The 24887-nt window shown below is 30.4% G+C and carries 29 protein-coding genes; all 29 read left to right on the top strand.

Annotated elements, in window-relative coordinates; all coding sequences use genetic code 11:
* Positions 1-165 precede the first annotated feature (165 nt).
* On the top strand, positions 166-933 hold the full coding sequence (gene codY, locus QMG30_RS07435) for a GTP-sensing pleiotropic transcriptional regulator CodY (RefSeq protein WP_281814031.1): 768 nt from the start codon (positions 166-168) through the stop codon (positions 931-933).
* 400 nt (positions 934-1333) lie between these two features.
* A complete protein-coding gene (gene flgB, locus QMG30_RS07430) occupies positions 1334-1708 on the top strand; it encodes a flagellar basal body rod protein FlgB (protein WP_281814029.1) in 375 nt (124 codons plus the stop codon).
* Positions 1709-1772: 64 nt separating this feature from the next.
* Positions 1773-2210, top strand: a complete 438-nt coding sequence (gene flgC / locus QMG30_RS07425; protein WP_281814026.1) for a flagellar basal body rod protein FlgC — start codon at positions 1773-1775, stop codon at positions 2208-2210.
* Between the two features lie 40 nt (positions 2211-2250).
* Entirely contained in the window at positions 2251-2556 is a 306-nt protein-coding gene (gene fliE, locus QMG30_RS07420; RefSeq protein ID WP_281814024.1) for a flagellar hook-basal body complex protein FliE, read from the top strand.
* A gap of 71 nt (positions 2557-2627) precedes the next feature.
* A complete protein-coding gene (gene fliF / locus QMG30_RS07415) occupies positions 2628-4223 on the top strand; it encodes a flagellar basal-body MS-ring/collar protein FliF (protein ID WP_281814022.1) in 1596 nt (531 codons plus the stop codon).
* A 4-nt stretch (positions 4224-4227) separates the two neighbouring features.
* Positions 4228-5235, top strand: coding sequence for a flagellar motor switch protein FliG (fliG, locus tag QMG30_RS07410; protein WP_281814019.1), 1008 nt, complete (start codon positions 4228-4230; stop codon positions 5233-5235).
* On the top strand, positions 5228-5980 hold the full coding sequence (locus QMG30_RS07405) for a FliH/SctL family protein (protein WP_281814017.1): 753 nt from the start codon (positions 5228-5230) through the stop codon (positions 5978-5980). The genes fliG and QMG30_RS07405 overlap by 8 nt, the downstream gene beginning before the upstream one ends.
* A gap of 13 nt (positions 5981-5993) precedes the next feature.
* The gene (gene fliI / locus QMG30_RS07400) at positions 5994-7319 is read left to right on the top strand and encodes a flagellar protein export ATPase FliI (RefSeq protein WP_281814015.1); all 1326 of its coding nucleotides are present in this window, start codon (positions 5994-5996) and stop codon (positions 7317-7319) included.
* Entirely contained in the window at positions 7319-7756 is a 438-nt protein-coding gene (gene fliJ, locus QMG30_RS07395; RefSeq protein WP_281814013.1) for a flagellar export protein FliJ, read from the top strand. Before fliI ends, fliJ begins: the two co-directional genes overlap by 1 nt.
* Positions 7757-7850: 94 nt before the next feature.
* Positions 7851-8606, top strand: coding sequence for a MotE family protein (locus QMG30_RS07390; protein ID WP_281814010.1), 756 nt, complete (start codon positions 7851-7853; stop codon positions 8604-8606).
* A 41-nt stretch (positions 8607-8647) separates the two neighbouring features.
* Positions 8648-9982, top strand: coding sequence for a flagellar hook-length control protein FliK (locus QMG30_RS07385; protein ID WP_281814009.1), 1335 nt, complete (start codon positions 8648-8650; stop codon positions 9980-9982).
* An 11-nt stretch (positions 9983-9993) separates the two neighbouring features.
* Positions 9994-10560 (top strand): flagellar hook capping FlgD N-terminal domain-containing protein, encoded by a 567-nt coding sequence (locus QMG30_RS07380; RefSeq protein ID WP_281814007.1) that lies wholly within the window; start codon positions 9994-9996, stop codon positions 10558-10560.
* Positions 10561-10580: 20 nt separating this feature from the next.
* Positions 10581-10967, top strand: coding sequence for a TIGR02530 family flagellar biosynthesis protein (locus QMG30_RS07375; protein ID WP_281814004.1), 387 nt, complete (start codon positions 10581-10583; stop codon positions 10965-10967).
* Positions 10968-11049: 82 nt separating this feature from the next.
* Entirely contained in the window at positions 11050-12378 is a 1329-nt protein-coding gene (locus QMG30_RS07370; protein ID WP_281814002.1) for a flagellar hook protein FlgE, read from the top strand.
* 64 nt (positions 12379-12442) lie between these two features.
* A complete protein-coding gene (locus tag QMG30_RS07365) occupies positions 12443-12637 on the top strand; it encodes a flagellar FlbD family protein (RefSeq protein WP_281813999.1) in 195 nt (64 codons plus the stop codon).
* A 5-nt stretch (positions 12638-12642) separates the two neighbouring features.
* Positions 12643-13440, top strand: coding sequence for a motility protein A (locus QMG30_RS07360; protein ID WP_281813997.1), 798 nt, complete (start codon positions 12643-12645; stop codon positions 13438-13440).
* Complete coding sequence (locus tag QMG30_RS07355) at positions 13433-14254, top strand: OmpA family protein (RefSeq protein WP_281813994.1); 822 nt, start codon at positions 13433-13435, stop codon at positions 14252-14254. The genes QMG30_RS07360 and QMG30_RS07355 overlap by 8 nt, the downstream gene beginning before the upstream one ends.
* Before the next feature lie 10 nt (positions 14255-14264).
* Positions 14265-14774, top strand: a complete 510-nt coding sequence (locus tag QMG30_RS07350; protein ID WP_281813992.1) for a flagellar basal body-associated FliL family protein — start codon at positions 14265-14267, stop codon at positions 14772-14774.
* A 61-nt stretch (positions 14775-14835) separates the two neighbouring features.
* Complete coding sequence (gene fliM, locus QMG30_RS07345; RefSeq protein WP_281813990.1) at positions 14836-15819, top strand: flagellar motor switch protein FliM; 984 nt, start codon at positions 14836-14838, stop codon at positions 15817-15819.
* 3 nt (positions 15820-15822) lie between these two features.
* A complete protein-coding gene (fliY, locus tag QMG30_RS07340; protein WP_281813987.1) occupies positions 15823-16977 on the top strand; it encodes a flagellar motor switch phosphatase FliY in 1155 nt (384 codons plus the stop codon).
* Positions 16978-17000: 23 nt separating this feature from the next.
* Positions 17001-17363, top strand: a complete 363-nt coding sequence (locus tag QMG30_RS07335) for a response regulator (RefSeq protein ID WP_281813985.1) — start codon at positions 17001-17003, stop codon at positions 17361-17363.
* Positions 17364-17367: 4 nt separating this feature from the next.
* On the top strand, positions 17368-17733 hold the full coding sequence (gene fliO, locus QMG30_RS07330) for a flagellar biosynthetic protein FliO (RefSeq protein WP_281813982.1): 366 nt from the start codon (positions 17368-17370) through the stop codon (positions 17731-17733).
* Between the two features lie 24 nt (positions 17734-17757).
* On the top strand, positions 17758-18555 hold the full coding sequence (gene fliP / locus QMG30_RS07325) for a flagellar type III secretion system pore protein FliP (RefSeq protein WP_281813979.1): 798 nt from the start codon (positions 17758-17760) through the stop codon (positions 18553-18555).
* Positions 18556-18595: 40 nt separating this feature from the next.
* Positions 18596-18868, top strand: a complete 273-nt coding sequence (fliQ, locus tag QMG30_RS07320) for a flagellar biosynthesis protein FliQ (protein ID WP_281813976.1) — start codon at positions 18596-18598, stop codon at positions 18866-18868.
* Between the two features lie 11 nt (positions 18869-18879).
* On the top strand, positions 18880-19662 hold the full coding sequence (gene fliR, locus QMG30_RS07315; RefSeq protein ID WP_281813974.1) for a flagellar biosynthetic protein FliR: 783 nt from the start codon (positions 18880-18882) through the stop codon (positions 19660-19662).
* A 4-nt stretch (positions 19663-19666) separates the two neighbouring features.
* On the top strand, positions 19667-20800 hold the full coding sequence (flhB, locus tag QMG30_RS07310) for a flagellar biosynthesis protein FlhB (RefSeq protein WP_281813971.1): 1134 nt from the start codon (positions 19667-19669) through the stop codon (positions 20798-20800).
* Positions 20801-20805: 5 nt separating this feature from the next.
* Positions 20806-22848, top strand: a complete 2043-nt coding sequence (flhA, locus tag QMG30_RS07305; protein WP_281813969.1) for a flagellar biosynthesis protein FlhA — start codon at positions 20806-20808, stop codon at positions 22846-22848.
* On the top strand, positions 22845-23993 hold the full coding sequence (flhF, locus tag QMG30_RS07300) for a flagellar biosynthesis GTPase FlhF (protein WP_281813967.1): 1149 nt from the start codon (positions 22845-22847) through the stop codon (positions 23991-23993). Before flhA ends, flhF begins: the two co-directional genes overlap by 4 nt.
* A gap of 2 nt (positions 23994-23995) precedes the next feature.
* Entirely contained in the window at positions 23996-24883 is an 888-nt protein-coding gene (locus QMG30_RS07295; protein WP_281813965.1) for a MinD/ParA family protein, read from the top strand.
* The last annotated feature ends 4 nt before the right edge of the window (positions 24884-24887 follow it).

Here is a 24887-nt window from a genome sequence, read left to right as displayed (position 1 = left end):
AAAATAATAGTCTAGGGCAGTTGCTTTGATTTAAAAAAAAGAAAGGTAATAGCGTCAATTTAAAATATATACTTGAATATTTAGAAGCTTCGTAATATAATAAAATGTGTTAACTTGGTTGATGCTTTTAACTTAATAGCATAATAATTTAGGAGGGAAAATTTAATGAGTGTACAACTACTGGATAAAACAAGAAAAATTAACAGATTATTACAAAGAACAGGTACACAAAGGGTAATATTTACCGACATCTGTGAAGTACTTAGTGATATTTTATATTCTAATGCATTAGTCATTAGTAAAAAGGGCAAATTACTAGGACTTCATAATAGGGAAGAAATTGGTATAATTGAGGAGTTGTTACAAGATAAACTTGGAGCATGTATTGATGAGAATTTAAATGAAAGATTATTAAATGTTTTATCAACCAAAGAAAATGTTAATCTTGAAACTTTAGGGTTCTCTTCAAAAGTAAATGCAAATAATTATATTGGTATAATCATTCCAATTGATATTGCAGGAGAGAGACTTGGAACTTTATTCCTATACAAGAATAATTCTTCCTATGACATTGAGGACATAATATTAAGTGAATATGGTGCTACTGTGGTAGGACTAGAAATCATGAGATCAATTAACGAAGAAAATACAGAAGAGATCAGAAAAACAACTATCGTTAAATCTGCAATTGGTACTTTATCATTCTCAGAACAAGAAGCGATTACACACATCTTTGAAGAGTTAAATGGTAAAGAGGGCATATTAGTTGCAAGTAAAATAGCTGATAGGGTAGGAATTACTAGATCTGTTATTGTTAATGCATTAAGAAAATTCGAAAGTGCAGGAGTTATAGAATCTCGTTCACTAGGTATGAAAGGAACTTATATTAAAGTTCTTAATGATGTATTAATTGAAGAACTCAAAAAACTTTAAGATTTTTTAATAAAGAGGGAAAGCTTGCAAAAGCTTTCTTTTTTTTGGTTAATTATAAAATTTCTTATTTATATTTTTTCTTGTATATTATTTGATGTTTTATGAACTATATGTAGCATCATTATTTTAATGGGAAAAAAGGCTATTACTGTAAATACTAGGTAATATTTTCAAAAATTGTTAAGTATATATTGTATATTATGACATAAACTGATACAATATATAGGATAAAAGTAATTTTGTGTAAAAGATTACTGAGTATTTAAGAACTAAAATTAATAATTAAGTCTTATTTATTTGATTAGTGTAAATTAAGTCTAATTGCTCATTACAAAAGCCTTGCAATTTTCGACATATAAATTATAATAAATATTAATGGAATAAAAAGGCAGGTGGAATTATGATAAGTAATAATATGTACAACGGGATTAATCTTATAGGAAAATCTCTAGATGCTAGTTTATTGAGACATAATGTAATTTCAGAAAACATTGCTAATGAAGATACACCAGGTTATAAAAGAAAAGATGTAAAATTTGAAGGGCTATTACAAGAGGCATTATTATCCAATAATAACTCATCTAAAATTGGTTTTAATACTATGACACCACAAGTTGTTGTTGATAAAAAGAATCTAAGTTATAGATTAGATGGTAATAATGTTAACATTGATACAGAAATGACAGAACTTACAAAAAATCAGATTAAATTCAATGTTTTAGTTGACCAAGTATCTAATAACTTTAGTAGAATTAAAACAGTTTTAAGTAGGTAAGATAAAACAATTTACCTTGGGTATATAATAAGATAAATCAAAAATATGATTGGAGGTTAGATAAATGTCTTTTTTTAATTCAATGAATGTTAGTGCAACTGGATTAACTGCACAGAGACTAAGGATGGATATTATTTCACAGAATATCGCCAATGTAAATACTACCAAAACAAAAGATGGTGGACCATATAAAAGAAAAGTCTTACTATTCGAAGAACAAAGTAGCACTGATTTCAATTCTATGCTTAATAATTCAATAAACAATTATACTGCTTCAGGAGTTAAAGTATCCAAAATAATAGAAGATACTGCTCCATTAAAAAGTGTTTATGATCCTAGTCATCCAGAAGCTGATAAGGATGGTTATGTATTAATGCCTAATGTTAACACAGTGGAAGAAATGGTTAATATGATATCAGCTAATCGTTCTTATGAAGCTAATGTGACTGCAATGAATGCAGCTAAATCAATGGCAATGAAATCTTTGGAGATTGGTAAATAAGAAAGAGATTAATAAATTGATATGATTGGAGTGGTATAGTATGAGTATCCAAATTGGAGATATTAGCAGTATAAATAATATCATATCTAGTAGCAACAAATCAAAAAATGAATCTGGACAATTGTTTGAAGATATTTACAAAGCTGCAATAGGATTAATTGACGATACTAATCAATTGCAGAAAGAATCCGAACAAGTAACTACAGATTTTGCTACAGGGAAAACTGATAATTTTGTTGATGTTCTAGTTGCATCAGAAAAAGCTTCAGTGGCGTTACAATATACAGTAACTTTGAGAGATAAATTACTTGATGCATATAATGAAATAATGCGTATGCAAGTCTAAATAATATTTAGATGTCAAACCTAAACTAAGTTAGAAAATGGATGTGTGATTTATGTTAAAGGGGTGTACATATGCCTGGTTTTATAAGTAAAACTTCAGACCAAATAACCGGGTTCTGGAACAAGTTTGACAAAAAGCAAAAGTTGCAGATGATAGCAGCTTTGGTAGTCACGGTTATTGCATTGAGTATATTAACAATAGCACTTAATAAAACAAAGATGGTACCATTTGTTTCTGGATTAGAACCCAAAACTACAAATGAAGTCAAGACTTTATTAGAAGAGCAGGGAATTAAATATGAAGTTAAAGACGATGCTTCTTCAATATATGTAGATAAGAAAAAGAAACAAGATGCTCAAATGGCACTTGATAGTATGGGTATCATATCTAATACTGGAATGACTTATAAAGAAGCATTTAACTCAAGTCTTAGTACTACAGAAGCAGAAAAGAATGCGAAGCAAAAGTTAGCATTTGAAAATGAATTAGGAGATAAAATTTCTGTTATCGAAGATGTAGAATCAGCAGTAGTTAAGCTCGTTATACCAGATCAAGATAGAACGATATTTGATGATGTTAAAGAAGCTAAAGCTTCTGCGATATTAACTACTACTAATGATTTAACAAGTGAACAAGTTAATGGTATAGCTAATTTTTTAGCTTCTTCAGTTGAAAATCTAGATCTTAAGAATATTAGAATACTTAGTAGTTCCGGTGAGATGTTATATTACGGTGAAGATATTGAAGAAAATGGTACTAGTTTAAACAATAAGATTAATTATGAAGTGACTATGGAAAATAAAATAGAAAAAGATGTATTATCAATTTTACTTGGAGAATTTGATGACGCAGTCGTTACTGCCGATTTAATCATAGATTTTGATGCGCAATCTTCTGTGAAAGAAGAATATAGTACTCCAGAAGGACAAGCAAAAGGTATACCTTCTAAAGAGTATCATCATGAATCACAAGGCACAGATCAAACTCCATCAGGAATTCCTGGAACTGATTCTAATAATGGTACAACTGATTATCTTGTACCTAATAATAGTACTTCCGATAGCAGTACCAAAATTGATCAAGTAGAGTACGATGTGAACAAAACCATTACAAATGAATCAAAACATATTGGAAATATAAAATACAATGAATCATCAGTATCCATATCAGCTAAAAAATATAAGATATATGATCAGGCTCTTCTTGAAAAGCAAGGTGATCTGGACAATATTACTTGGGAAGAATTTAAAGCTCAAAATAGTCAAACTGAAAAGATTGCTATTGATGATGACCTTATGGCGCTAATTAATAATGCAGCTAACGGTTCAAAAGTTCAAATAATAGGATATGAGGTTCCTACTTTTATACCTGTTTCTGTTGAGAAAAAACCAATAACCGATTATATATTCATAGCTATAATTGTAATTATGATAGCATTACTTGGATATGCGGTTTACAAAGGTACTGAACCTGTTGAAGTAACAGAGATACAACCTGAATTATCAGTTGAAGATATGCTTGCAAGTACTAAGGAACAACAGGATCTTGAAGAAATCGAATTTGATGATAAATCAGATACAAGAGTTCAGATAGAAAAATTTGTTGATGAGAAACCTGATGCGGTGGCACAGTTACTTAGAAACTGGCTAAATGAAGATTGGGAGTGATGATATGGCTAGTAAAGAAATAAAAGGAATACAAAAAGCTGCTATATTATTGATTGCTTTAGGTCCTGAAAAATCATCAAAAGTATTTAAACATCTGAAGGAAGAGGAAATTGAGCAATTGACACTTGAAATAGCTAATACAAGAAGCGTTTCTCCAAAAGATAAGGAATCGGTATTACAAGATTTTTACGAAGTATGTTTAGCTCAGCAATATATTGCTGAGGGTGGTATTGGTTATGCCAAGGAACTTCTTGAAAATGCACTTGGAGCTGATAAAGCAAAACAGGTTATTGGTAGACTTACAGCATCATTACAAGTTAGACCATTTGAATTTGTTAGGAAGACAGAACCTAGCCAGCTTCTTAACTTTATTCAAGATGAACATAACCAAACAATTGCACTTATTCTTTCCTATTTAAATCCATCTCAATCAGCAATGATTCTTGCATCATTGCCACAAGAGAAACAAGCGGATGTTGCAAGAAGAATAGCTGAAATGGATAGGACATCACCAGATGTAATCAAAGATGTAGAAAACGTATTAGAAAGAAAATTATCATCATTAGTTACTCAGGATTATACAATCGTTGGTGGAGTAGATTCTATTGTTCAAATATTAAATTCTGTAGATAGATCTACAGAAAAGAATATTATGGAAACATTAGAAATTGAAAATACTGAACTTGCTGAAGAAATTAGGAAGAAAATGTTTGTATTTGAAGATATATTGACACTTGATAGTCGTTCAATTCAAACTATTCTTAGGGATGTTGATAATAATGAATTAGCAACAGCATTAAAAGGTGCAGGTGAAGAAGTACAGAATACCATATTTAATAACTTGTCAAAACGTTTAGCCACAATGATAAAAGAAGACATGGAATATATGGGACCTGTTAGACTTAAAGATGTAGAAGAAGCCCAACAAAAGATTGTTGGTATAATTAGGAAATTAGAAGACGCTGGTGAAATTGTTATCTCTAGAGGTGGAGGTGACGAGATAATTGTCTAGTATTATCAAATCACCATTTATAAATTATGCTACCAATAATAAAAAGATTATTGGTGGAAATACTAAAAATACCATCTATACTGATAACAATGATGATGTACATATAGATAGGGAATTAATCAATAAATCTATTGAAAAACAGAAGAAACATGCGGAAGAAATTTCTAATGATATAATTAATAAAGCTTTACTAGAAGCACAGTGCATTGTTGATGATGCTAAAAAAAATGCTATAGATATTACTAGTGAAGCTTATAACAAAGGTTTAGATGATGGATATAAAGATGGAATTAGTAAAGGTGAAGAAGAAGCGATTCGACTAAGGGAAGAAGCAGAACTTATATTACAACAAGCTAATGAAAACAAAGAAGAAATACTTAATGATATAGAACCAAAGATGGTAAACATTTTAATAGAGCTTGTAAAAAAACTAACTAATCACGTAATTGAAAAAAAAGATATAATTATTTATCTGATTAGAAAAGGTTTTTCCGAAATAGAGATTTTGGAGGATATAGTTGTTCATGTTTCGGCTGAAGATTTCGAATATGTCAATACAAATAAGAAAAAGTTATATGAAGATATAAGTCAGAATGTTAATCTTGAAATTGTAAAAGATAAAGCGTTATCAAGTAATGATTGTATTATAGAAACTAAATTAGGTAATTTAGATTGCAGTCTTAATACAAGACTAAATGGATTAACTTCAGATTTAAAACTTATAGCGAATAGCTTGAATTCTTAAAAGGATGAATCCTATGGAAAGTATAAATTTTAATAGATATGAAGCACTTCAAAATAAGTCTTATATTAGACATTTAGGAAGAGTTACTAGGGTTGTAGGTCTTACTATTGAATCATTAGGTCCGAAAGTTCGTATGGGAGGATTATGTGAAATTCATTCTGGTGTCGGCAATTCTTCTGTCTTAGCAGAAGTTGTAGGATTCAAAGAAAACAGGATATTACTTATGCCTTTAGGAGATTTGGAAGGAGTTGGTCTTGGAAGTACGGTAGAGGCTCTAGGTCAAACTCTTAAAGTATCAGTCGGTGATGAACTTTTAGGAAGAGTTCTAGATGGGTTAGGAAAACCTATTGATGATAAAGAAATGCTTTATACCAATACTAAATACAATATACATAGTGAACCACCGGATCCTTTAAAAAGAAAAAGGATCAAAGAACCATTACCCATAGGAGTTAAAGCTGTGGATGGTTTATTGACAATTGGTAAAGGTCAAAGGGTAGGTATATTTGCAGGTAGCGGTGTTGGGAAAAGTACTTTACTTGGTATGATTGCAAGAAATACCAGTGCTGATATAAACGTTATAGCACTAATAGGAGAAAGAGGAAGAGAAGTAAAAGAATTTATAGAAAGAGATTTGGGAAAAGAGGGTCTTAAAAGATCAGTAGTAGTAGTAGCTACTTCTGATAAACCTGCTTTAGTTAGGCAGAAAGCTGCTAGCACAGCAACAGCAGTAGCAGAATATTTTAGAGATAAAGGGAAAAATGTTTTACTGATGATGGATTCTTTAACACGTTTTTCTATGGCACAGAGGGAAATAGGACTTGCTATAGGAGAACCGCCTGTAAGTAGAGGATATACACCTTCTGTATTTTCTGTTATGCCAAAACTACTAGAAAGAGCTGGTAATGCAGAAAAAGGATCAATAACGGGATTATATACTGTTTTAGTTGATGGTGATGATATGAATGAGCCAATAACTGATACTGCAAGAGGTATATTAGATGGTCATATCGTATTATCGAGAAAGTTAGCTTACAAAAATCATTATCCTGCAATTGATATATTGCAAAGTGTTTCTAGGGTTATGTCAGAAGTTACAGATGATAATCATAAGGATATAGCAAGCCATATGAAAACAGTTTTGGCAACTTATAGAGATGCAGAAGATTTAATAAATATCGGTGCATATTCTAAAGGTAGTAATGAAGATATAGACTATGCAATAAGTAAAATCAAATCGGTTAATAATTACTTGCAACAAAAGACTAATGAAAAATTTAACTTCCAAGAAGAAATAAATATGATGGAACATATATTTAATGAAAGTAGTGATAAGTAATGGCTAAATTCCAATTCAGATTACAAAATGTTCTTAATATAAAAGAAAAATTGGAAGAGCAAAAAAAAATGGAATTAAGTAATGCTCATCAATTATTAGATATAGAAGAAAAACGATTAGAACATCTTACAGCTCTTAGAGATGATAATATTAAAATATTAAGAAATAAAGTAGGTAATAAAATTACCGTAAAAGATATTAGAGATATTGGAGAATCAAACCAATATTATTCTAACATTATAATACAACAAGATATTGTTGTAGCTAAAGCAAATGATAGAGTTTCATTTATTAAAAAAGAGTTAAAAGAAGCCTTAATAGAGAAAAAGATATATGAGAAATTAAAAGAAAATGCTTACGCAAAATACTATGATGAAGAATGTAAAGAAGAGCAAAAACATTTGGATGAAATAGTAAGCTATAGATATAAAAAATAGAAATGACTTAAAAACAGTGATATTTTCGCTGTATCAAAGTAACATACGTTATTAAGCCATTATATTTCTAATGGACTGAAAGGAATGTACGTTCATGGAAAACGAAAGTATTGAATTTAAAGAAGGTAAATCAGGGTTAAGAAAAGTTATAACACGTATTATTATATTATTAATCCTTATAGGAGCTATCAGTGCTGTTATAAAACTGGATATAGGAGGGATTGGAAGTAAATATGCATATCCAGCACTAAAAAATATACCAGTGCTAAATAAAATTTTACCTAATGTAGTTGAAGATGTCTCCGGTAATGATGTAGCGGATGATAATTATACTTTTGAAAATGTTGATGAGGCAGTAGTTCGTTTAAAAGCAACAGAAACTTTGTTAAAAGATAAAGAAATCGAGAATGAAGACCTTTTACAGCAAATAGAGTTATTAAAGGATGAAAATACTAGATTAAAAGTTTTTGAGGAAAATCAAGTCAACTTTGATAAAACAAAAGAAGAGTTCGATAATCTAGTAGTATTTGGTGAAGGAGTTCCGGATATAAGTAATTTCGTTGCTTTTTATGAGCAAATGAAACCTGAAAATGCTGCAAATATATATGCAGAAGCTGTTAAGTTAGAGCAATATGATAAAGAAATTCTTGATATTGCATCATCTTACGAACAGATGAAAGCTGCAAATGCAGCAGCTATATTAACGAAGATGACTACTACATCTTCTAAAATGAATATGGTTGTTCAAATCCTTAATAATATAAATAGTGAACAACGGGGAGCAATACTCGGTGCCATGGATACTAGAACTGCAGCTAAAATTACTGAATATATGTTTCCGAAAAAATAATGATAAGAAGAATATTCTTATTAGGAAGGAGGCGAAAATAAATGGTAACAACGGTTCTTAATAATATGGATTTTGCAATAGAAGTCAAAAACAACGTTAGAACTAACAGATCAAATAATAAAGCAAATTCAGATAGTAACTTTGAAAAAATATTGAACCAAGAAGCTAATCAATCAAATGATAAGATAGCGGCAGAAAAAGATATAGAAAAACCCACTACTAATATTAAGTCTACAAATGGTAATAAACATAAAATTAAAAGTAGTGAAAATGATAAGCAAAAACTTACTAATACTAAAGATGATGTAGAAGAAGATTTGAATGAAATAGAAGAAAAAATTACTAACGAAGTGATCGAGGCTCTAGACATTACTAGAGAGCAATTAGATGAGATGCTAACTCAACTGAATATGACAATTTTTGATTTATTATCATCTGATAAGCTTAATACTTTCTTAATGTCGCTATATAAAGTTGAAGATTCTCTTGAACTTTTGACAGTGCCTAATGCAACTTCTAATATTAAAGAATTAAAAACCGGACTTAATGAGTTGACAGAAAGTTATAACTTGGAAATATCTAATCTCGAAAATACAACAGAAAAAATTGAAGAGATAATTGCTGATGTTAACCCGAAGAATAATGTTAATGAACAATTGAAGACTTCTGATGAGACAAAAGTTACAGAACAATCTAATCAAGAAGAAGTCAGTGATTCTAACAAAGAATTACCTAAAATTGAAATTAAAGACGATAGAACTGATAAGAGTTCTTCAACTAAAAATGACTTAAGTGTGGAAAGCGTCAGCAATGACAGTAAAGCATTCGATAATGTTCAAAACATTACGATGACTCAAACAGAAGTAAAAGTTGAAGTAGTAGATGAAAGCGGACAAAAACAAATACTTACATATAACATTAGTACAGAAGAAGTTATTGATCAGATAGTTTCTAGTTTTAAAGTTAATTTAACTGATGATGCTAATACTGTATACATTCAACTTAAACCAGAACATTTAGGGAAACTTGCTCTTTCTCTTACGCAACAAGAAGGTGTTGTGACAGCTAACTTCGTTGCAGAAAATGGAGCTGTAAAAGAATTGATTGAAACTAATTTAGGTTCACTTAGAATGGCACTTCAAGAACAAGGTATTGTCGTAGATAAACTTGAAGTTGTTGTTAATGACAATAGTATGTTCAATAATAATAATAATGATAGCTCTAAACAATCTAGTCATAATAATGATAAAAAGAGAAGAGCAGCTAAGATGATGAAAATTAATAGTATTGAAGAAGATATCAATAATGAAATATTGGATGATGAGGATGTATTGTCTCATGCAGAAGATATTAGTTCTATTGATTACTCAGTATAAGGAGGGATAATATGGCAGATATTTCTAGTACTAATCCAACAGATATTGCTAATAAAATAATGGATAAGTATGGAGTTGATACATTAAAACCAAGTAAACAAGGTAATGATTTGGATAAAGATGCTTTTCTGAATTTGTTAGTGACTCAAATGCGATATCAAGATCCACTTAATCCTACACAGGATAAAGATTTTCTTGCACAAATGGCACAGTTTTCAGCTTTAGAACAAATGCAGAATCTTAATACCAGTGCTTCTATGTCAAGAGCATATGAATTAATGAACAAAGATATTTTTGCTAATATAAATGATCCAATTACCAATAAAGCAACTCCTGTTGCTGGAACAGTTATTGGAGTATATTTAGAAAATGGTAAAGTATTTCTAAAGGTCGGAAAAACAGATGTTCCACTTGATAAAGTAGAAGGGGTATTAGCTCCAATCGATATGATTGAGTTAAATAAAAAAGTAGAAGAAATGAGCAAAGATCTTGCTAAAATAAAAGAAAAGTATGCTCCAGAAGAAACAGATGAAGATGATGAGAAAGATGAAGTAGATAAACCAGATGAAACTAATTAAAGAACTAGTAGGTGAGTAACATGAAAATAAATCCTTCAATGTACAATGTTTCGAAAATAAAACCTAATTCAAGTATAATATCTACTACTAATAATACTAACGCTAAGATAAATCAATTTGATAATGTCTTGCAGGACAAGTTAAATAAAAGTAATGAATTGAATTTTTCTAAACACGCTAATATGCGTCTTGATTCACGAAATATAAAATTATCAAATGACCAGTTAGCTAGGATTAACAAAGGTGTAGATAATGCAAAAGGAAAAGGTATAAAAGATTCATTAATTATTGTTGATGATGTTGCTTTAGTTGTTAACATAAAGAATAAGACTGTCATAACAGCCATGGGAAAAACAGAACAAGATGATAAAGTGTTTACTAATATTGATGGTGCTGTCATTATATAGACCGGACCTCTTATGAGGGGGTTTTAATCTCTGACTGACAGATGAGATTATATGATGGCATAGAAAAAAAGGAGGTTATTATATGTTACGTTCTATGTACTCAGGTGTATCAGGACTTAGAATACACCAAACTAGAATGGATGTTATAGGTAATAATATCGCTAATGTTAATACAACAGGTTTTAAATCAGGAAGAGTAACTTTTAATGAAATATTCAGTCAGACATTACAGGGTGCTAGTGGTGCAAGTGAAAACATAGGTGGTAGAAATCCTATGCAGGTAGGTCTTGGTGCCAATATCTCGTCAATTGATACATTAATGACTGAAGGTGCTGCACAGAGAACTGATAATCCTCTTGATATGAAGATTGAGGGAGAAGGGTTCTTTATCGTTAGTGATGCAGGTGGATTCAAATTCACTAGAGCGGGTGCTTTCAGATTGGATGAGGTTGGTAACTTATGTAATCCGGAAGGATTAAATGTCATGGGTTGGGGAGTAGACCCTAATACTGGTAATATCATAAAAGATAAAGTAAATAAGATTAAAATATTATCTGCAGAAAACATGTATTCAGAGCCTAGCATGACAAAAAACATTACCGTAAGTGGTAATATTAAGAAAAATGATCCTGAGTTAGCTGATGGTTTAACAATACAATTGCCAATATATGATAGTTTGGGTTATAAATATAATGTGGATTTTATGGTTAAAAAAAATGCTAAAAGTGAAAATCAATTAGATTTAACAATAATGGACAATTCATTAAAAGACATAAATGGTGTTAAGATAGGTTCTACAAGTAATAAATTACCAGATGGAGATATACCTAAAACAATAACTTTTGACACTAACACTGGTAAGGTAGTATCAGCAGCTGCTGATGGTTCAGATACTCAGTTGAAAATAGCGTTAGGTAGTACACCAACAGGTTTCTCCGAATTCAGTCAACCTATAATTGTAGACTTCGCAGGTCTAACATTGTTTAATGAAGATACAACTATTGAAGGTTTTGGAGGAGATGAAGATGGTTTAGGTGCAGGCGCTCCTGCAGGAGAACTTACAGATTATGAAATTGGTACAGACGGTAAAATATTAGGTAAATATTCAAATGACAAAACCAAAATATTAGGTCAGATATCAATCGCTAAGTTTAAAAATCCAGCTGGACTTCAAAAAGTAGGAAATAATTTATTCCAAGTTACAAATAACTCTGGAGAATTTAATGGTATCGGTACTGATGTAACAGCAGATGGAGGTAGCCTTAACGGTGGGGTTCTTGAGATGTCCAATGTAGACTTATCTAGAGAATTCACTGACATGATAACTACTCAAAGAGGTTTCCAAGCTAACTCAAGAATAATTACTGCATCAGATGAAATGCTTCAAGAACTTGTAAATCTTAAAAGATAACTAAATAATTAACTTATTGGTGGCTTAGATAGCCACCAATAACAATAATATTATAGGTGATAATATGATATATGTTACGAAACTTAATAATGACGAGATTGTTATTAATGCGGACTTAATTGAAGTCATTGAAGAAACACCTAATACTATAATAACTCTGACAACAGGTAAAAAAATCATAGTAAAAGATTCAACTAAAGAGATTATAGATAAGGTTATTACATACAAACGAAAAATCGGTATTATAGAAGTGAGGTGAAAACTTTGGATTTAGCTACTATTGGAGGTTTGATTGCAGGTATTTTCTTTCTTGTTACTGCCATTCTTCAGAAAGGATCATTATCAACTTTTGCTGATCCATCTTCTATAATGATAACTATTGGTGGAACATTTGCAGCAACTTTGATTGCTTATCCATTAACTGATTTTATTAAGTCTTTTAAAGCTCTATCTTTAGTATTTAAAAGTAAAATATTAAATGAAGGGGACATAATAAAAAAGATAATAGAGTTATCTAATATTGCTAGAAAAGAGGGATTACTGGCACTAGAAGAGGCTGCAGAATCAATTGATGATGAATTCATGAAAAAAGGAATTCTACTTATTGTAGATGGAACAGATCCAGAATTAGTTAGAAACATACTTGAAACAGAATTAGTATTCATTGAAGGCAGACACAAATCTGTTAGAGGCTTTTGGGAAAAGATTGGTGAATTTGGTCCTGCTTGGGGTATGATTGGTACTTTGATTGGACTTATAAATATGTTAAAGACAATGAATGATCCAAGTACCATTGGTGGTAGTATGTCTGTTGCTTTAATTACAACATTGTATGGTTCTTTATTAGCTAACTTTATTGCATTACCTATTGCTAATAAAATGAAAGTTATAAGTGAATCAGAGATATTATTAAAAGAAGTATCGATAGAAGGTTTACTTTCAATTCAAGCAGGTGAAAACCCTCGTGTAATTGAAGAAAAACTAAAAGCTTTCTTGGCACCAAGTCTAAGAGAAGAAATTAGCAAAGAACATGATGTTGAAGAGGGTGAAATAAATGGCTAGAAAAAGAAAACCAGAGGAAGGTAAATCAGGTTCTGCCCCATGGATGAATACATATGCTGATTTGGTGACACTTTTACTTTGCTTCTTCGTTTTACTTTTTTCTATGTCCAGTATTGATGTGGCTAAATTTAAAGCTGCAATGAGTTCTTTCAAGAATCAAATAGATATCATGCCGGGAGGTACTTCGCTTACTGATGATGAGTTAATAGCTAACGGTATAAGTCAGATTAATGGTATCGAAACAGTTTTTGATAACAAAATACCATTAGAACAAGAGGGCGAAGAAGACGCAGACATAACAGAAAGTAAATTAGCTGAAGCAAGAAAAGATGCTGAAGATATTAATGAGTATCTTAAAAAAGAAGGATATGAAAACGAAGTAGATGTGAAATATAATTCTAACGTAATAAAATTAACTATTGAAGGCGAAATATTATTTGAAAGTGGTCGTGCAAAATTAACTCCCGATGCTATTAAATTAGTAGATGTTATATCTGTAAAAGTAAAAGAACACTTAGCAGATAAGACTATACAAATAGAAGGTCATACAGATAATAGGCCAATAAATACTGCAAAATATCCTAGTAACTGGGAATTATCTCAAGCTAGAGCAATAGCTGTAGGATATAGACTTATTAATGAACATGGTATTGATCCTTCAAAAATCGCCGCTACAGGTTACGGAGAATACCGTCCATTAACAGACAATAGTACACCAGAAGGACGTGCTATAAATAGGCGAGTAGAAATTAAGCTTGTTACTGAAGAGTACAAAGACATTGATGAGCTTAACGAAGTAGAAGAAGTAGAATAGAGGTGAAGTAATGGCGAAGGAAAAGAAAGTAAAAATAAAAAGTGAAAAAGATAATGGTAAATTGGTATTGATGATAGGTGTAATTTTGATAGTTTGCTCTGTAATTCTGTTGGGTATATCAGTATATATAATGAAAAACAATACAAATCCAAAAGAGGTAGAAGAAAAAGATGCTAAGGTGATACCTCTTAAACAGAAAGAAAGTTATGAAACAGAGAATATTGTAATTATATTACCTTCTAAAGATAATCCTAATAAACGTATGAGTTTTACTTTTTATGTAGGTTTTGAACTAGATAAGAAAAGCAAAGATTTAAAAGAAACAAAGACTATGTTAGAAGAAAGTAAAGGTTTCATTAAATCTAAAATTTCTGGATTATTAAGTGATAAATATTCTGAGGATATGCTTAAACAAAATAGTAAAGAAGATATATCACAAGAAATTTTTGACATGATGAATGAAATGTTAGATACAGATTCTCTTGTAGAAGTTTACATTAGAGATTTCTTATATAAATAGCTAAGAGTTCATTTAATACATAGAAAAAGGATTATTAACACTTACTGTAGGAGGTGAGGATATGGGTGAAGTCTTATCTCAACATGAAATTGATGATTTGTTGAATGCATTGAATACTGGTGAATTAGATGTAGATGAATATCGTTCTAATGCTAATGAAAAACAAATTAAAGACTATGATTTTGCTAGGCCGTCAAAATTTTCAAAAGAACAGCTAAGGACATTGGAAATTATATTTGAACATTATGCAAGATTAATTTCGACGACTTTGCCAGCATATTTGAGGACCACGACACAAGTAGATGTTGTGAATTCTGAGGCAATTTCATATTCTGAATTTGCAAATGCATTATCAAATCCTATATTATTGGGAGTTGTTGATTTTTCACCATTAAAGGGGTCATTTGTTGTTGATTTATCAGTAAATATAGGTTATGCTATTATTGATAGACTACTTGGTGGAAAGGGAGAAACACTTGATAGGGAAAGAGATTTTTCTGAGATAGAAGTTCTTCTGATTGAGAAAATATTGGTGATTTGCCTGCAGAACATGCGAGAGCCATGGAAAAATGTTGTTGAATTGTCACCTCGTTTAGAAAAGATAGAAACTAATTCTCAATTTGCTCAGGTAATATCGCCAACTGATGTAGTTGCCCTTATTACATTAAGCATAAAAATAGGTCCAGTAGAAGGTTTAATGAATTTTTGTATTCCATATTTATGTCTAGAGCCAATTATGGACAAACTTAATACAAAATATTGGTTTTCAACCATACAGAATACTGATGAAGAGATTTATAAAGAGATTATTGAGCATCAAATAGATAATGTCAAGATACCAATAAAAGCAGTACTTGGTAGTTCAAATATATCAGTCAATGATTTTGTTAATCTTCAAAAGGGAGATATAATAAAGCTTTCTAGTAAAGTAGATTCTGAAATGGAAGTCTATGTAGGAAATATTAAAAAATTCAAAGGTAAACCAGGTATTTTTAATCATAAAAATGCAATAAAAATAACTTCTATTATTAGGGAGGAGGAATAAGCAATGGATGAAATGTTATCTCAAGAAGAAATAAATGCCCTTTTACAGGGATTAGATGATACGAACAGCAGTAGTGATGGAACAACAGATAATGAATTGAATGATGCTGAAAAAGATGCAATAGGCGAAATATCAAATATTAGTATGGGTACTGCTGCAACAACATTATTTTCTTTAGTAAATCAAAAAGTTGTAATTACTACACCAAAAGTATCAGTATCCGATTGGAAAGATTTATCTAAAGATTTTGTTAAACCATGTGTTGCTATTCAAATTGTATACAAAGAAGGATTGGAAGGAACAAATTTATTATTGCTTCACGAAGATGATGTTAAGATTATTGCAGATCTAATGATGGGTGGTGACGGAAACAACGTGGAAGCACAGTTGTCTGACCTTCATCTTAGCGCAATAAGTGAAGCTATGAATCAGATGATAGGTTCTGCTGCAACTTCAATGTCTTCTATGTTTGGGAAGAAAATAGATATTAATCCTCCTTCATCAAATATTGTTGATTTTGATGTTGAAGAATCAGAAGAATTTGCTGAATTTCTTAATAAAGAATTTTTAAAAGTATCTTTTAAAATGCAAATAGGTGAATTAGTTGATAGTGAAATGATGCAACTATATCCAATGGAATTTGCAAAAGATATATACGATAATTTTATGGCATGTCAAGAAGAAGCTGCTGAAAAAGAAGAAGAACAACCTAAAGAACAAGTTGAAGAACAACCTGTAAAATCGACACCTAAGCAACAGATTCCTAATCAAAGAATGCAAATGCCTAATATGGCTGGATATAATAATATGAATAATTCAAGTTCAGATAATCAATTTAGGAATATTGATGTGCAACAAGCTCAATTCCAGGATTTTGATATTAATGCTGTAATGCAACAAAAAGAAAATATTGATTTAATTATGGATGTACCGTTAGAGGTAACTGTTGAGCTAGGTAGAACAAGTAAACCAATTAAAGAAATTTTAGAATTTGCGCCAGGAACAATAATTGAGCTAAAGAAACTAGCCGGCGAACCAATTGATGTATTAGTCAATGGAAAGAATGTTGCAAAAGGTGAAGTAGTTGTAATTGATGAAAATTTTGGTATTAGAATTACTGATATTATAAAAAACAACAACCAAAGCCTAGTTAATTAATATTATTAAGAGGAGAGATTTCAATGGGAAAGAATATATTAATCGTTGATGACGCCGCATTTATGAGGATGATGATAAAGGACATCTTAACAAAAAATGGTTATACTGTTATTGGCGAAGCAGAAAATGGAATAAAGGCTGTTGAAAAATATAATGAATTAAAACCTGATTTAGTAATTATGGATATTACTATGCCAGAAATGGATGGTATAGAAGCAGTAAAAACTATAAAGGGAAATGACAGTAATGCTGTAATTATTATGTGTTCTGCAATGGGACAGCAAGCTATGGTAATAGAGTCCATTCAAGCTGGAGCTAAAGATTTCATTGTAAAGCCTTTTCAAGCAGAAAGAGTTATAGAAGCTGTCTCAAAAGTAATAGGATAGAAATATGATTACATATTATATATATTCCGGACAAAGTGAATGGTGGCAGGTAATTGTTTTAATAGTATTATTTATTTTAGTATTAGTTGGAGCTTATTTTGTAACAAGGTTATTTGGAAGATTTCAGATTAAGAAAGGGTCTAGCCAAAATATACATCAGCTTGAGTCTATTTCAGTTGGGCCTCAAAAATTCATACAATTAGTAAAAATTGGAGATGAATACATCTTAATAGGTATTACTAAGGATAAAATTACATTTCTTAAAGAAATAGATAAAAACAATATTGATTTAAGTAAATATAAAAAAGAGAAGATTGCTCAAGTTACTCCATTTAGTAAGCAACTTGAGAAATTTCTAGGTAAGAAATAAAATGTACATAATGGAGTAGGTTTAATGAGGCATATTAAATTCAAACACATAAAATGGTCAAAAATAGTTCTTTTATTAAGTATTATCTATGTTGTTACTTTATTTAGCAATACTAAAGTATTTGCAACTACTACAGACAGTCCTATACCTTTTTCTATAGATTTTAATGTCAGTGCAGCAGAAAATGGTAAAGATGTAGTAAGTAGCTTACAAATACTATTTATATTAACATTAATTGCATTAGCACCATCTATTTTAGTGATGATGACATCATTTACTAGAATAATTGTAGTGTTGCACTTTGTACGATCAGCGCTTGCTACTCAGCAAACACCACCTAATCAAGTATTAATTGGGTTGGCGCTTTTTATTACTTTATTTGTTATGGCACCTGTTATGTCAGATGTAAATGAAGTAGCATTACAACCGTATTCTGCAGGTGAAATATCTCAACAGGAAGCTATCGATAAGGGTCTAGAACCTATAAGAGAATTTATGTTGAACCAAGTAAATGATAAAGATTTATCTTTGTTTTTAGATATAGCGGAGAGTAGAAGTGTCTCTGAAATTGAAGATATTCCAACAAGTGTTTTAATTCCTGCTTTTATTATCAGCGAATTAAGAGCCGCTTTTATTATTGGATTTTTAATATATATACCTTTTATAGTTATTGATATGGTTGTTGCATCAACACTTATGTCAATGGGTATGATGATGTTACCACCAGTAATGATTTCATTACCTTTTAAGCTATTACTTTTTATACTTGCAGATGGATGGAATTTGATTATTGGTGAATTAGTTAAAACCATTAGACTATAATAGATGTTTTAGTTGTATCAGTTGAAAGGATGGTTATAGTATGAACCAGGATATGATAATAGATGTGGCCAGAGAAGCATTAATGACAGTTATAAGTGTTGCAGGGCCATTACTATTATTGGCTTTAGTGGTAGGATTAATAGTTAGTATATTTCAAACTGTTACTTCTATACAAGAGCCAACATTAGCTTTTGTACCAAAGATATTAGCTGTTTTCCTTGGCTTGATTCTGTTTGGACCTTGGATGCTTAATAAGCTATTGACACTAATTACAAGTTTGTATTCACAATTTGGTTCATTTATAATCAAGTAGGAGGATGGACTATGGAATTACTATTAAACGATCCTTTTACATATTTAGATATATTTTTGCTTATTTTTGTAAGGATGATAAGTTTTTTTATTGCAGTACCGTTATTTGGTATTTCAACTATACCAAAAACAGCTAAAATTACTATGGCGTTTTTTATGGCTGTTATTATTATTAATCTTTATCCTATGCAAATAGAAGTTACAAGTGCTAGTGTTGTACCTTATGCGATTTTAGTTGTTAAGGAATTTATTGTGGGATGGCTTATTGGATTTGGAGCTTATCTGGCTTTTTCTATAATTACACTAGCAGGACAGTTAATAGATTATCAGATTGGATTTTCAATGGTTAATGTATTTGATCCATTGAGTCAAATTCAAATAACAATAACAGGTAATCTATATTACTATTTATTGTTATTGATGATGTTAGCTACCGATACACATTTTTTTCTAATAAAGGCTTTAACAGAAAGTTTTAAATGGATACCACTAGGCGAAGCGGTATTTAGACCTAAATTATATACATCTGTTCTATCTTTTTTTACAGAGTATTTTGTTATAGCTCTAAAAATAGCCGCTCCTATGATTGGTGTTATGCTTATAATAAATGTAGTTTTAGGTATTTTAGCTAGAACTGCACCACAAATGAATATGTTTGTAATAGGGCTTCCACTTAAGTTAATGGTAGGATTAGTTGTTTTATTAATTACTTTATCAGTATTTCCTAATGTTAGCGAATGGATATTTGATAAAATGTTATACATTATTGATTTAATTATAAAAGGAATGAGTTAATACGATGAAATCCTATTTTCTAGAAAAAAAAACGATTATAAGTTATAATCTGCAATTTTTTGCTGGAAATGGTGATGCCGGGGAAAAAACTGAAAAACCAACAGAACGTAAAAGGGAAAAAGCTAGAGAAGAAGGTCAAGTTGCAAAGAGTATGGAGGTTACAACTGCCTTAATGTTAGTTACCATGTTTTCTGCAATTAAGCTTTTTACACCCTATGTATATGACAAAATGCAAGAAATGTTCAAGTATATATACTCAACATTTAAAATAGGTACTGATGAGTTTACTATAAATTTTATTTCAAATATAACAAAGTATACTCTTGAAGTTATATTAGAAATATTATTTCCTTTTTTTGCTATTGCAGTAGCTATTGGTTTAGTAGGGAATTTTCTGCAAGTTGGCTGGAAACCGTCTGCAAAAACTATGAAACCCAAATTTAATAAGTTGAGTCCTTTACAAGGATTCAAAAGATTATTTTCATTACGTTCCATAATGGAACTATTAAAGTCATTACTTAAAATTAGTATAATAATAATAATTGTTTATGTAAGTATTAAAGATAAAATAGGATTAATAATTTTAATGTATGATTTATCATTACTCGATGGATTAAAATTGATAACAGATTTAGCTCTTGATATAGGTATTAAAGTAGGGGCATTTTTCATTCTAGTAGCGGTAGCTGATTATATATATCAAAGATATTCTTTAGAAAAGCAATTGAAAATGACGAAACAAGAAGTTAAACAAGAATACAAAGAAACAGAAGGTAATCCAGAAATAAAATCAAAAATTCGTCAGAAAATGAGAGAAGCATCAATGAAAAGAATGATGCAAGATTTACCTAATGCAGACGTAATTATTACGAATCCAACGCATTTTGCTGTTGCTATTCAGTATGATGGTGAAAAGTCGTTAGCCCCTGTAGTAATAGCAAAGGGTGTTGATATATTAGCAGCAAAGATTAAAAGTATAGCAATAGATAATGATATAGAAATTGTTGAAAATAAACCATTGGCTAGAACTCTGTATTATACAGTTGATATAGGTAACGAAATACCAGAAGAATTATATCAGACTGTAGCGGAGGTGTTAGCTTTTGTCTATAATCTTAAGAAGGACAAGGAGGGCTAGGCATTATGAAAATAAAAATGGGCGACATTGTATTAGGGCTATTTGTTATTCTTGCTATTATTATAATGATTGTGCCAATGGACACTCTCCTATTAGATATATTAATTACTTTGAATATTACAATAGCATTATTAGTTTTATTTAATGCATTATTTGCACAAGAAGCCTTAAATATGTCGACTTTTCCTACATTACTGCTTTTCATAACTATTTATCGTTTAGCATTAAATTTATCTTCTACCAGATCAATATTAACTAGTGGTGAAGCTGGTGATGTAATTAGTACATTCGGTAGTTTTGTAGGTGGAGATGATATTGTAGTTGGAGTAGTTATGTTCATCATTTTAATAATTGTTCAATTTCTAGTTATTACTAAAGGTTCAGAGAGAGTTTCAGAAGTATCAGCTAGATTCACATTAGATGCTATGCCCGGAAAACAAATGGCTATAGATGCAGATCTTAACTCTGGACTTATTGATGAGATGCAAGCTCGGGAAAGAAGAACAAAAATTCAAGATGAAGCATCATTTTATGGTGCAATGGATGGTGCCAGTAAATATGTTAAAGGTGATGCAATAACAGGATTAATTATTACATTTATTAATATAGTAGGGGGATTGATTATAGGTTGTACTAGGTCAGGACTCAGTATTAATGAAGCTTTTCAAAAGTATACAATACTAACAATAGGTGATGGACTTGTTAGTCAGATACCAGCTTTATTGATATCTTTAGCTACTGGTGTATTAGTTACAAAAGTTTCTAAAGAGGCTGAAATCGGTGACCAATTAATGGAACAACTTTTTTCGCTACCTAAAGTATTATATTTTAGTGGAGGGGTATTAGTATTCCTAGGACTTTTCACACCATTGCCAGTGCAAATAGTTTCATTGGCAGGTGCATTGTCAATTTTGGCAGCGTGGAAAATGCAAAATAATTTACAGGTACAAGCCATTGAGGGAGATATATCTGAAGAAGATATAGAAGCTGAAGAAATTAGAAAACCTGAAAATGTTATATCTTTACTAGAAGTTGATCCTATAGAGCTTGAATTTGGTTACGGTATTATTCCTCTTGCAGATGTTAATCAAGGTGGAGACCTACTAGATAGGGTTGTAATGATTAGAAGACAGATTGCTATTGAACTTGGAACTATTGTACCTATTATAAGGTTAAGAGACAATATTCAATTAAATCCTAATCAATATATAATCAAAATAAAAGGTGTTAAAGTCGCTGAAGGAGAAATACTGTTTGATCACTATATGGCAATGAATCCTGGATTCGTTGAGGAAGAGATAGATGGAATAGAGACAGTTGAGCCAGCATTTAATCTCCCAGCATTATGGATAACAGAAAATCAAAGAGAAAGAGCAGAGACTATTGGATATACTGTAGTTGATCCTCCATCAATTATTGCAACACATTTGACTGAAGTTATTAAGAAACATCTTGACGAACTTATGACTAGACAAGATGTACAAACATTAATAAACAATGTTAAGGAAAGCAATCCTACATTAATAGATGAATTAGTACCAAAATTACTCAGTGTAGGTGAAGTACAGAAAGTACTTATGAATTTACTAAAAGAAGGAATATCCATTAGAGATTTAGTTACAATCTTTGAAACTTTGGCTGACAATGCTGTCACGAACAGAGATACCGATATATTAACTGAATATGTAAGACAGAGCCTAAAAAGAGCGATTTCATCAGCATTTTTGAATGAGAATGAAAGCAATAGCATAATTACTTTAGATCCAATCTTAGAACAAAAAATTATGGATAGTGTTAAAACTACAGAACAAGGCACATATTTGGCATTAGATCCTGAGATTACTGGAAAGATATTCAATTCTATAGAAAGAGAAGTTAATAAATTAACGTCAATAGGTCGTACTCCAATATTATTAACATCTCCAATAGTAAGAATCTATTTTAGAAGGCTTATTGAAGAACAGTATCCAGATTTGATAATACTATCTTACAATGAATTAGATGCTAATGCAGAAATACAATCAGTAGGGATGGTGAGTATTGGTTGAAAATAAAGCAGTTCGAAGCAAATACAGAAAAAGAAGCTATGTTACAAGTGAAAGAAGAATTTGGTAAAGAAGCTCTTATAGTCAGTGTGAAAAATATAAAACCTAAGGGTATTTTCAAATTATTTAAAAGTCCATGTGTACAGGTTACAGCAGCATTAGAAGAAAAAGATTCTGCAATAACAAAAGAAGTGGAAGTAGATGACAAAAAGATAATAGATGATGAAAAAGATAATAGCATATACCATTCAAAATCTATTGAAAATATTGAAGATAAGATTAATGAACTAGAACAATATATAAAAAATGGACAAAAAGAAAATCACTTAGTAATTAAAAAAGAACAAGTATCAGAAAAGAACATACCACTAATAAATTTAATATACAATCAACTAATAAAAAATGAAGTCAACGAAAAAGTTGCTAATAAAATTATGTATGGGTTAAATGAATCATTATCAAAAGGAAATATTAAGATAAATAATTTAGTTTCAATAATATATAAAAGGATAATTCATGAGTTGGGAGAAATAGAAACTGTTGACTTTAGTGGTACAGGACCTAAAATTATTACTTTTATTGGTCCAACTGGAGTTGGTAAGACAACAACAATAGCTAAGCTAGCATCCCATTTCGCATTAAATAGAGATAAGAGTATCGGGCTTATTACTGCTGATACATATAGAATCGCAGCAGTTGAACAATTAAGGACTTTTGCGAAAATATTAAATATCCCAGTTGAAGTTGTATATAATAACGAAGATATAAAAGAGTCAATAAAAAGATTTGAAGATAAAGATTTAATAATAATTGATACAGCTGGAAGATCACATAAAGATAATGAAAAATTGGCTGATATGGAAGAATTATTGAGTTACATTCCTGGGAACGAAGTCTATTTAGTACTAAGTATAACAACTAAGTATAAAGATTTGATGAGTATTGCCGAAAGCTATATGAATATAGCAGATTTTAAAGTTATCTTTACTAAATTGGATGAATCCATATGTGTAGGTAATATACTTAATTTTAGATATAAATTAGGAGTTAAATTATCTTATGTAACATTCGGACAAAATGTTCCAGATGATATTATTGAGGTTAATCCACATAATATTGCAAAAAGTTTATTAGGGGGACAAGGATAACTATGGATCAGGCTGTTAACTTAAGAAATTTAATGCGTAAAAGGCAAACATCTAGCAATAGAAGTTCTTCCAAGGTAATAACGGTTACAAGTGGAAAAGGTGGCGTAGGTAAATCCAATGTATCTGTTAACTTAGCAATTAATTTAAAAAAAATGGGTAAAAGAGTTGTTATATTCGATGCAGATTTTGGATTAGCTAATATAGAAGTTATATTTGGCATTATTCCTAGATATAATCTGTTTGATTTGATCTATAATGGAATGAGTGTTGAAGAAGTATTGACTTCAGGACCATTAGGTATTGAATTCATATCTGGTGGTTCAGGTGTACAGGAATTGACTAATATGACAAAAGATCAAATAAGTTTTCTAAATGAAAAATTATTAGAACTTGACCATCTAGCAGATATCATAATAATTGATACAGGAGCTGGTATATCAGATTCAGTATTAGAATTTATTGTATCTTCAAGTGAAGTGATTCTAGTAACAACTCCAGAACCTACTTCAATAACTGATGCTTATGCTGTATTAAAAGCACTAAAAAACAGGAAAAGAGCAGATTATAAATCAACAGAAATCAGTTTATTAGTTAATAGGGTTTCAAGTGAATCTGAAGGATTGGATATATATAATAAACTTAATCAGGTAGCAAATAAATTTTTAGACATTAATCTTAATAATGTAGGATTTTTACCACAAGATAATTATTTGACAAAAGCAGTAATACAACAAAAGCCTGTCTCAATATTATATCCAAAATCAAAAGTATCTAAAGCTTTTGAAGTCATAGCTAATAATTTACTGAATCATAGCACATATAAAACTAAACAAGATGTTGGACTTAGAGGTGTTTTTAATAGTTTAGTTAAATTTAAAAAGTACAGGTAAGGTG

The sequence above is a fragment of the Vallitalea longa genome (genome assembly GCF_027923465.1).
Classification (GTDB): domain Bacteria; phylum Bacillota; class Clostridia; order Lachnospirales; family Vallitaleaceae; genus Vallitalea; species Vallitalea longa.
Note: the sequence above shows the minus strand (reverse complement) of the source record. Positions and strands in the feature narration are given on the sequence as shown.

Coding starts and splice junctions, on each gene's coding strand:
- fliR (WP_281813974.1), top strand. CDS start 18,880: ATGGAATTACTATTAAACGATCCTTTTACATATTTAGATATATTTTTG.
- fliE (WP_281814024.1), top strand. CDS start 2,251: ATGAGTATCCAAATTGGAGATATTAGCAGTATAAATAATATCATATCT.
- flgB (WP_281814029.1), top strand. CDS start 1,334: ATGATAAGTAATAATATGTACAACGGGATTAATCTTATAGGAAAATCT.
- QMG30_RS07355 (WP_281813994.1), top strand. CDS start 13,433: ATGGCTAGAAAAAGAAAACCAGAGGAAGGTAAATCAGGTTCTGCCCCA.
- fliM (WP_281813990.1), top strand. CDS start 14,836: ATGGGTGAAGTCTTATCTCAACATGAAATTGATGATTTGTTGAATGCA.
- QMG30_RS07370 (WP_281814002.1), top strand. CDS start 11,050: ATGTTACGTTCTATGTACTCAGGTGTATCAGGACTTAGAATACACCAA.
- fliY (WP_281813987.1), top strand. CDS start 15,823: ATGGATGAAATGTTATCTCAAGAAGAAATAAATGCCCTTTTACAGGGA.
- fliF (WP_281814022.1), top strand. CDS start 2,628: ATGCCTGGTTTTATAAGTAAAACTTCAGACCAAATAACCGGGTTCTGG.
- QMG30_RS07390 (WP_281814010.1), top strand. CDS start 7,851: ATGGAAAACGAAAGTATTGAATTTAAAGAAGGTAAATCAGGGTTAAGA.
- flhA (WP_281813969.1), top strand. CDS start 20,806: ATGAAAATAAAAATGGGCGACATTGTATTAGGGCTATTTGTTATTCTT.
- fliQ (WP_281813976.1), top strand. CDS start 18,596: ATGAACCAGGATATGATAATAGATGTGGCCAGAGAAGCATTAATGACA.
- fliJ (WP_281814013.1), top strand. CDS start 7,319: ATGGCTAAATTCCAATTCAGATTACAAAATGTTCTTAATATAAAAGAA.
- QMG30_RS07350 (WP_281813992.1), top strand. CDS start 14,265: ATGGCGAAGGAAAAGAAAGTAAAAATAAAAAGTGAAAAAGATAATGGT.
- QMG30_RS07380 (WP_281814007.1), top strand. CDS start 9,994: ATGGCAGATATTTCTAGTACTAATCCAACAGATATTGCTAATAAAATA.
- flhB (WP_281813971.1), top strand. CDS start 19,667: ATGAAATCCTATTTTCTAGAAAAAAAAACGATTATAAGTTATAATCTG.
- fliP (WP_281813979.1), top strand. CDS start 17,758: ATGAGGCATATTAAATTCAAACACATAAAATGGTCAAAAATAGTTCTT.
- QMG30_RS07365 (WP_281813999.1), top strand. CDS start 12,443: ATGATATATGTTACGAAACTTAATAATGACGAGATTGTTATTAATGCG.
- fliG (WP_281814019.1), top strand. CDS start 4,228: ATGGCTAGTAAAGAAATAAAAGGAATACAAAAAGCTGCTATATTATTG.
- codY (WP_281814031.1), top strand. CDS start 166: ATGAGTGTACAACTACTGGATAAAACAAGAAAAATTAACAGATTATTA.
- QMG30_RS07375 (WP_281814004.1), top strand. CDS start 10,581: ATGAAAATAAATCCTTCAATGTACAATGTTTCGAAAATAAAACCTAAT.
- fliI (WP_281814015.1), top strand. CDS start 5,994: ATGGAAAGTATAAATTTTAATAGATATGAAGCACTTCAAAATAAGTCT.
- QMG30_RS07335 (WP_281813985.1), top strand. CDS start 17,001: ATGGGAAAGAATATATTAATCGTTGATGACGCCGCATTTATGAGGATG.
- fliO (WP_281813982.1), top strand. CDS start 17,368: ATGATTACATATTATATATATTCCGGACAAAGTGAATGGTGGCAGGTA.
- flgC (WP_281814026.1), top strand. CDS start 1,773: ATGTCTTTTTTTAATTCAATGAATGTTAGTGCAACTGGATTAACTGCA.
- QMG30_RS07295 (WP_281813965.1), top strand. CDS start 23,996: ATGGATCAGGCTGTTAACTTAAGAAATTTAATGCGTAAAAGGCAAACA.
- QMG30_RS07385 (WP_281814009.1), top strand. CDS start 8,648: ATGGTAACAACGGTTCTTAATAATATGGATTTTGCAATAGAAGTCAAA.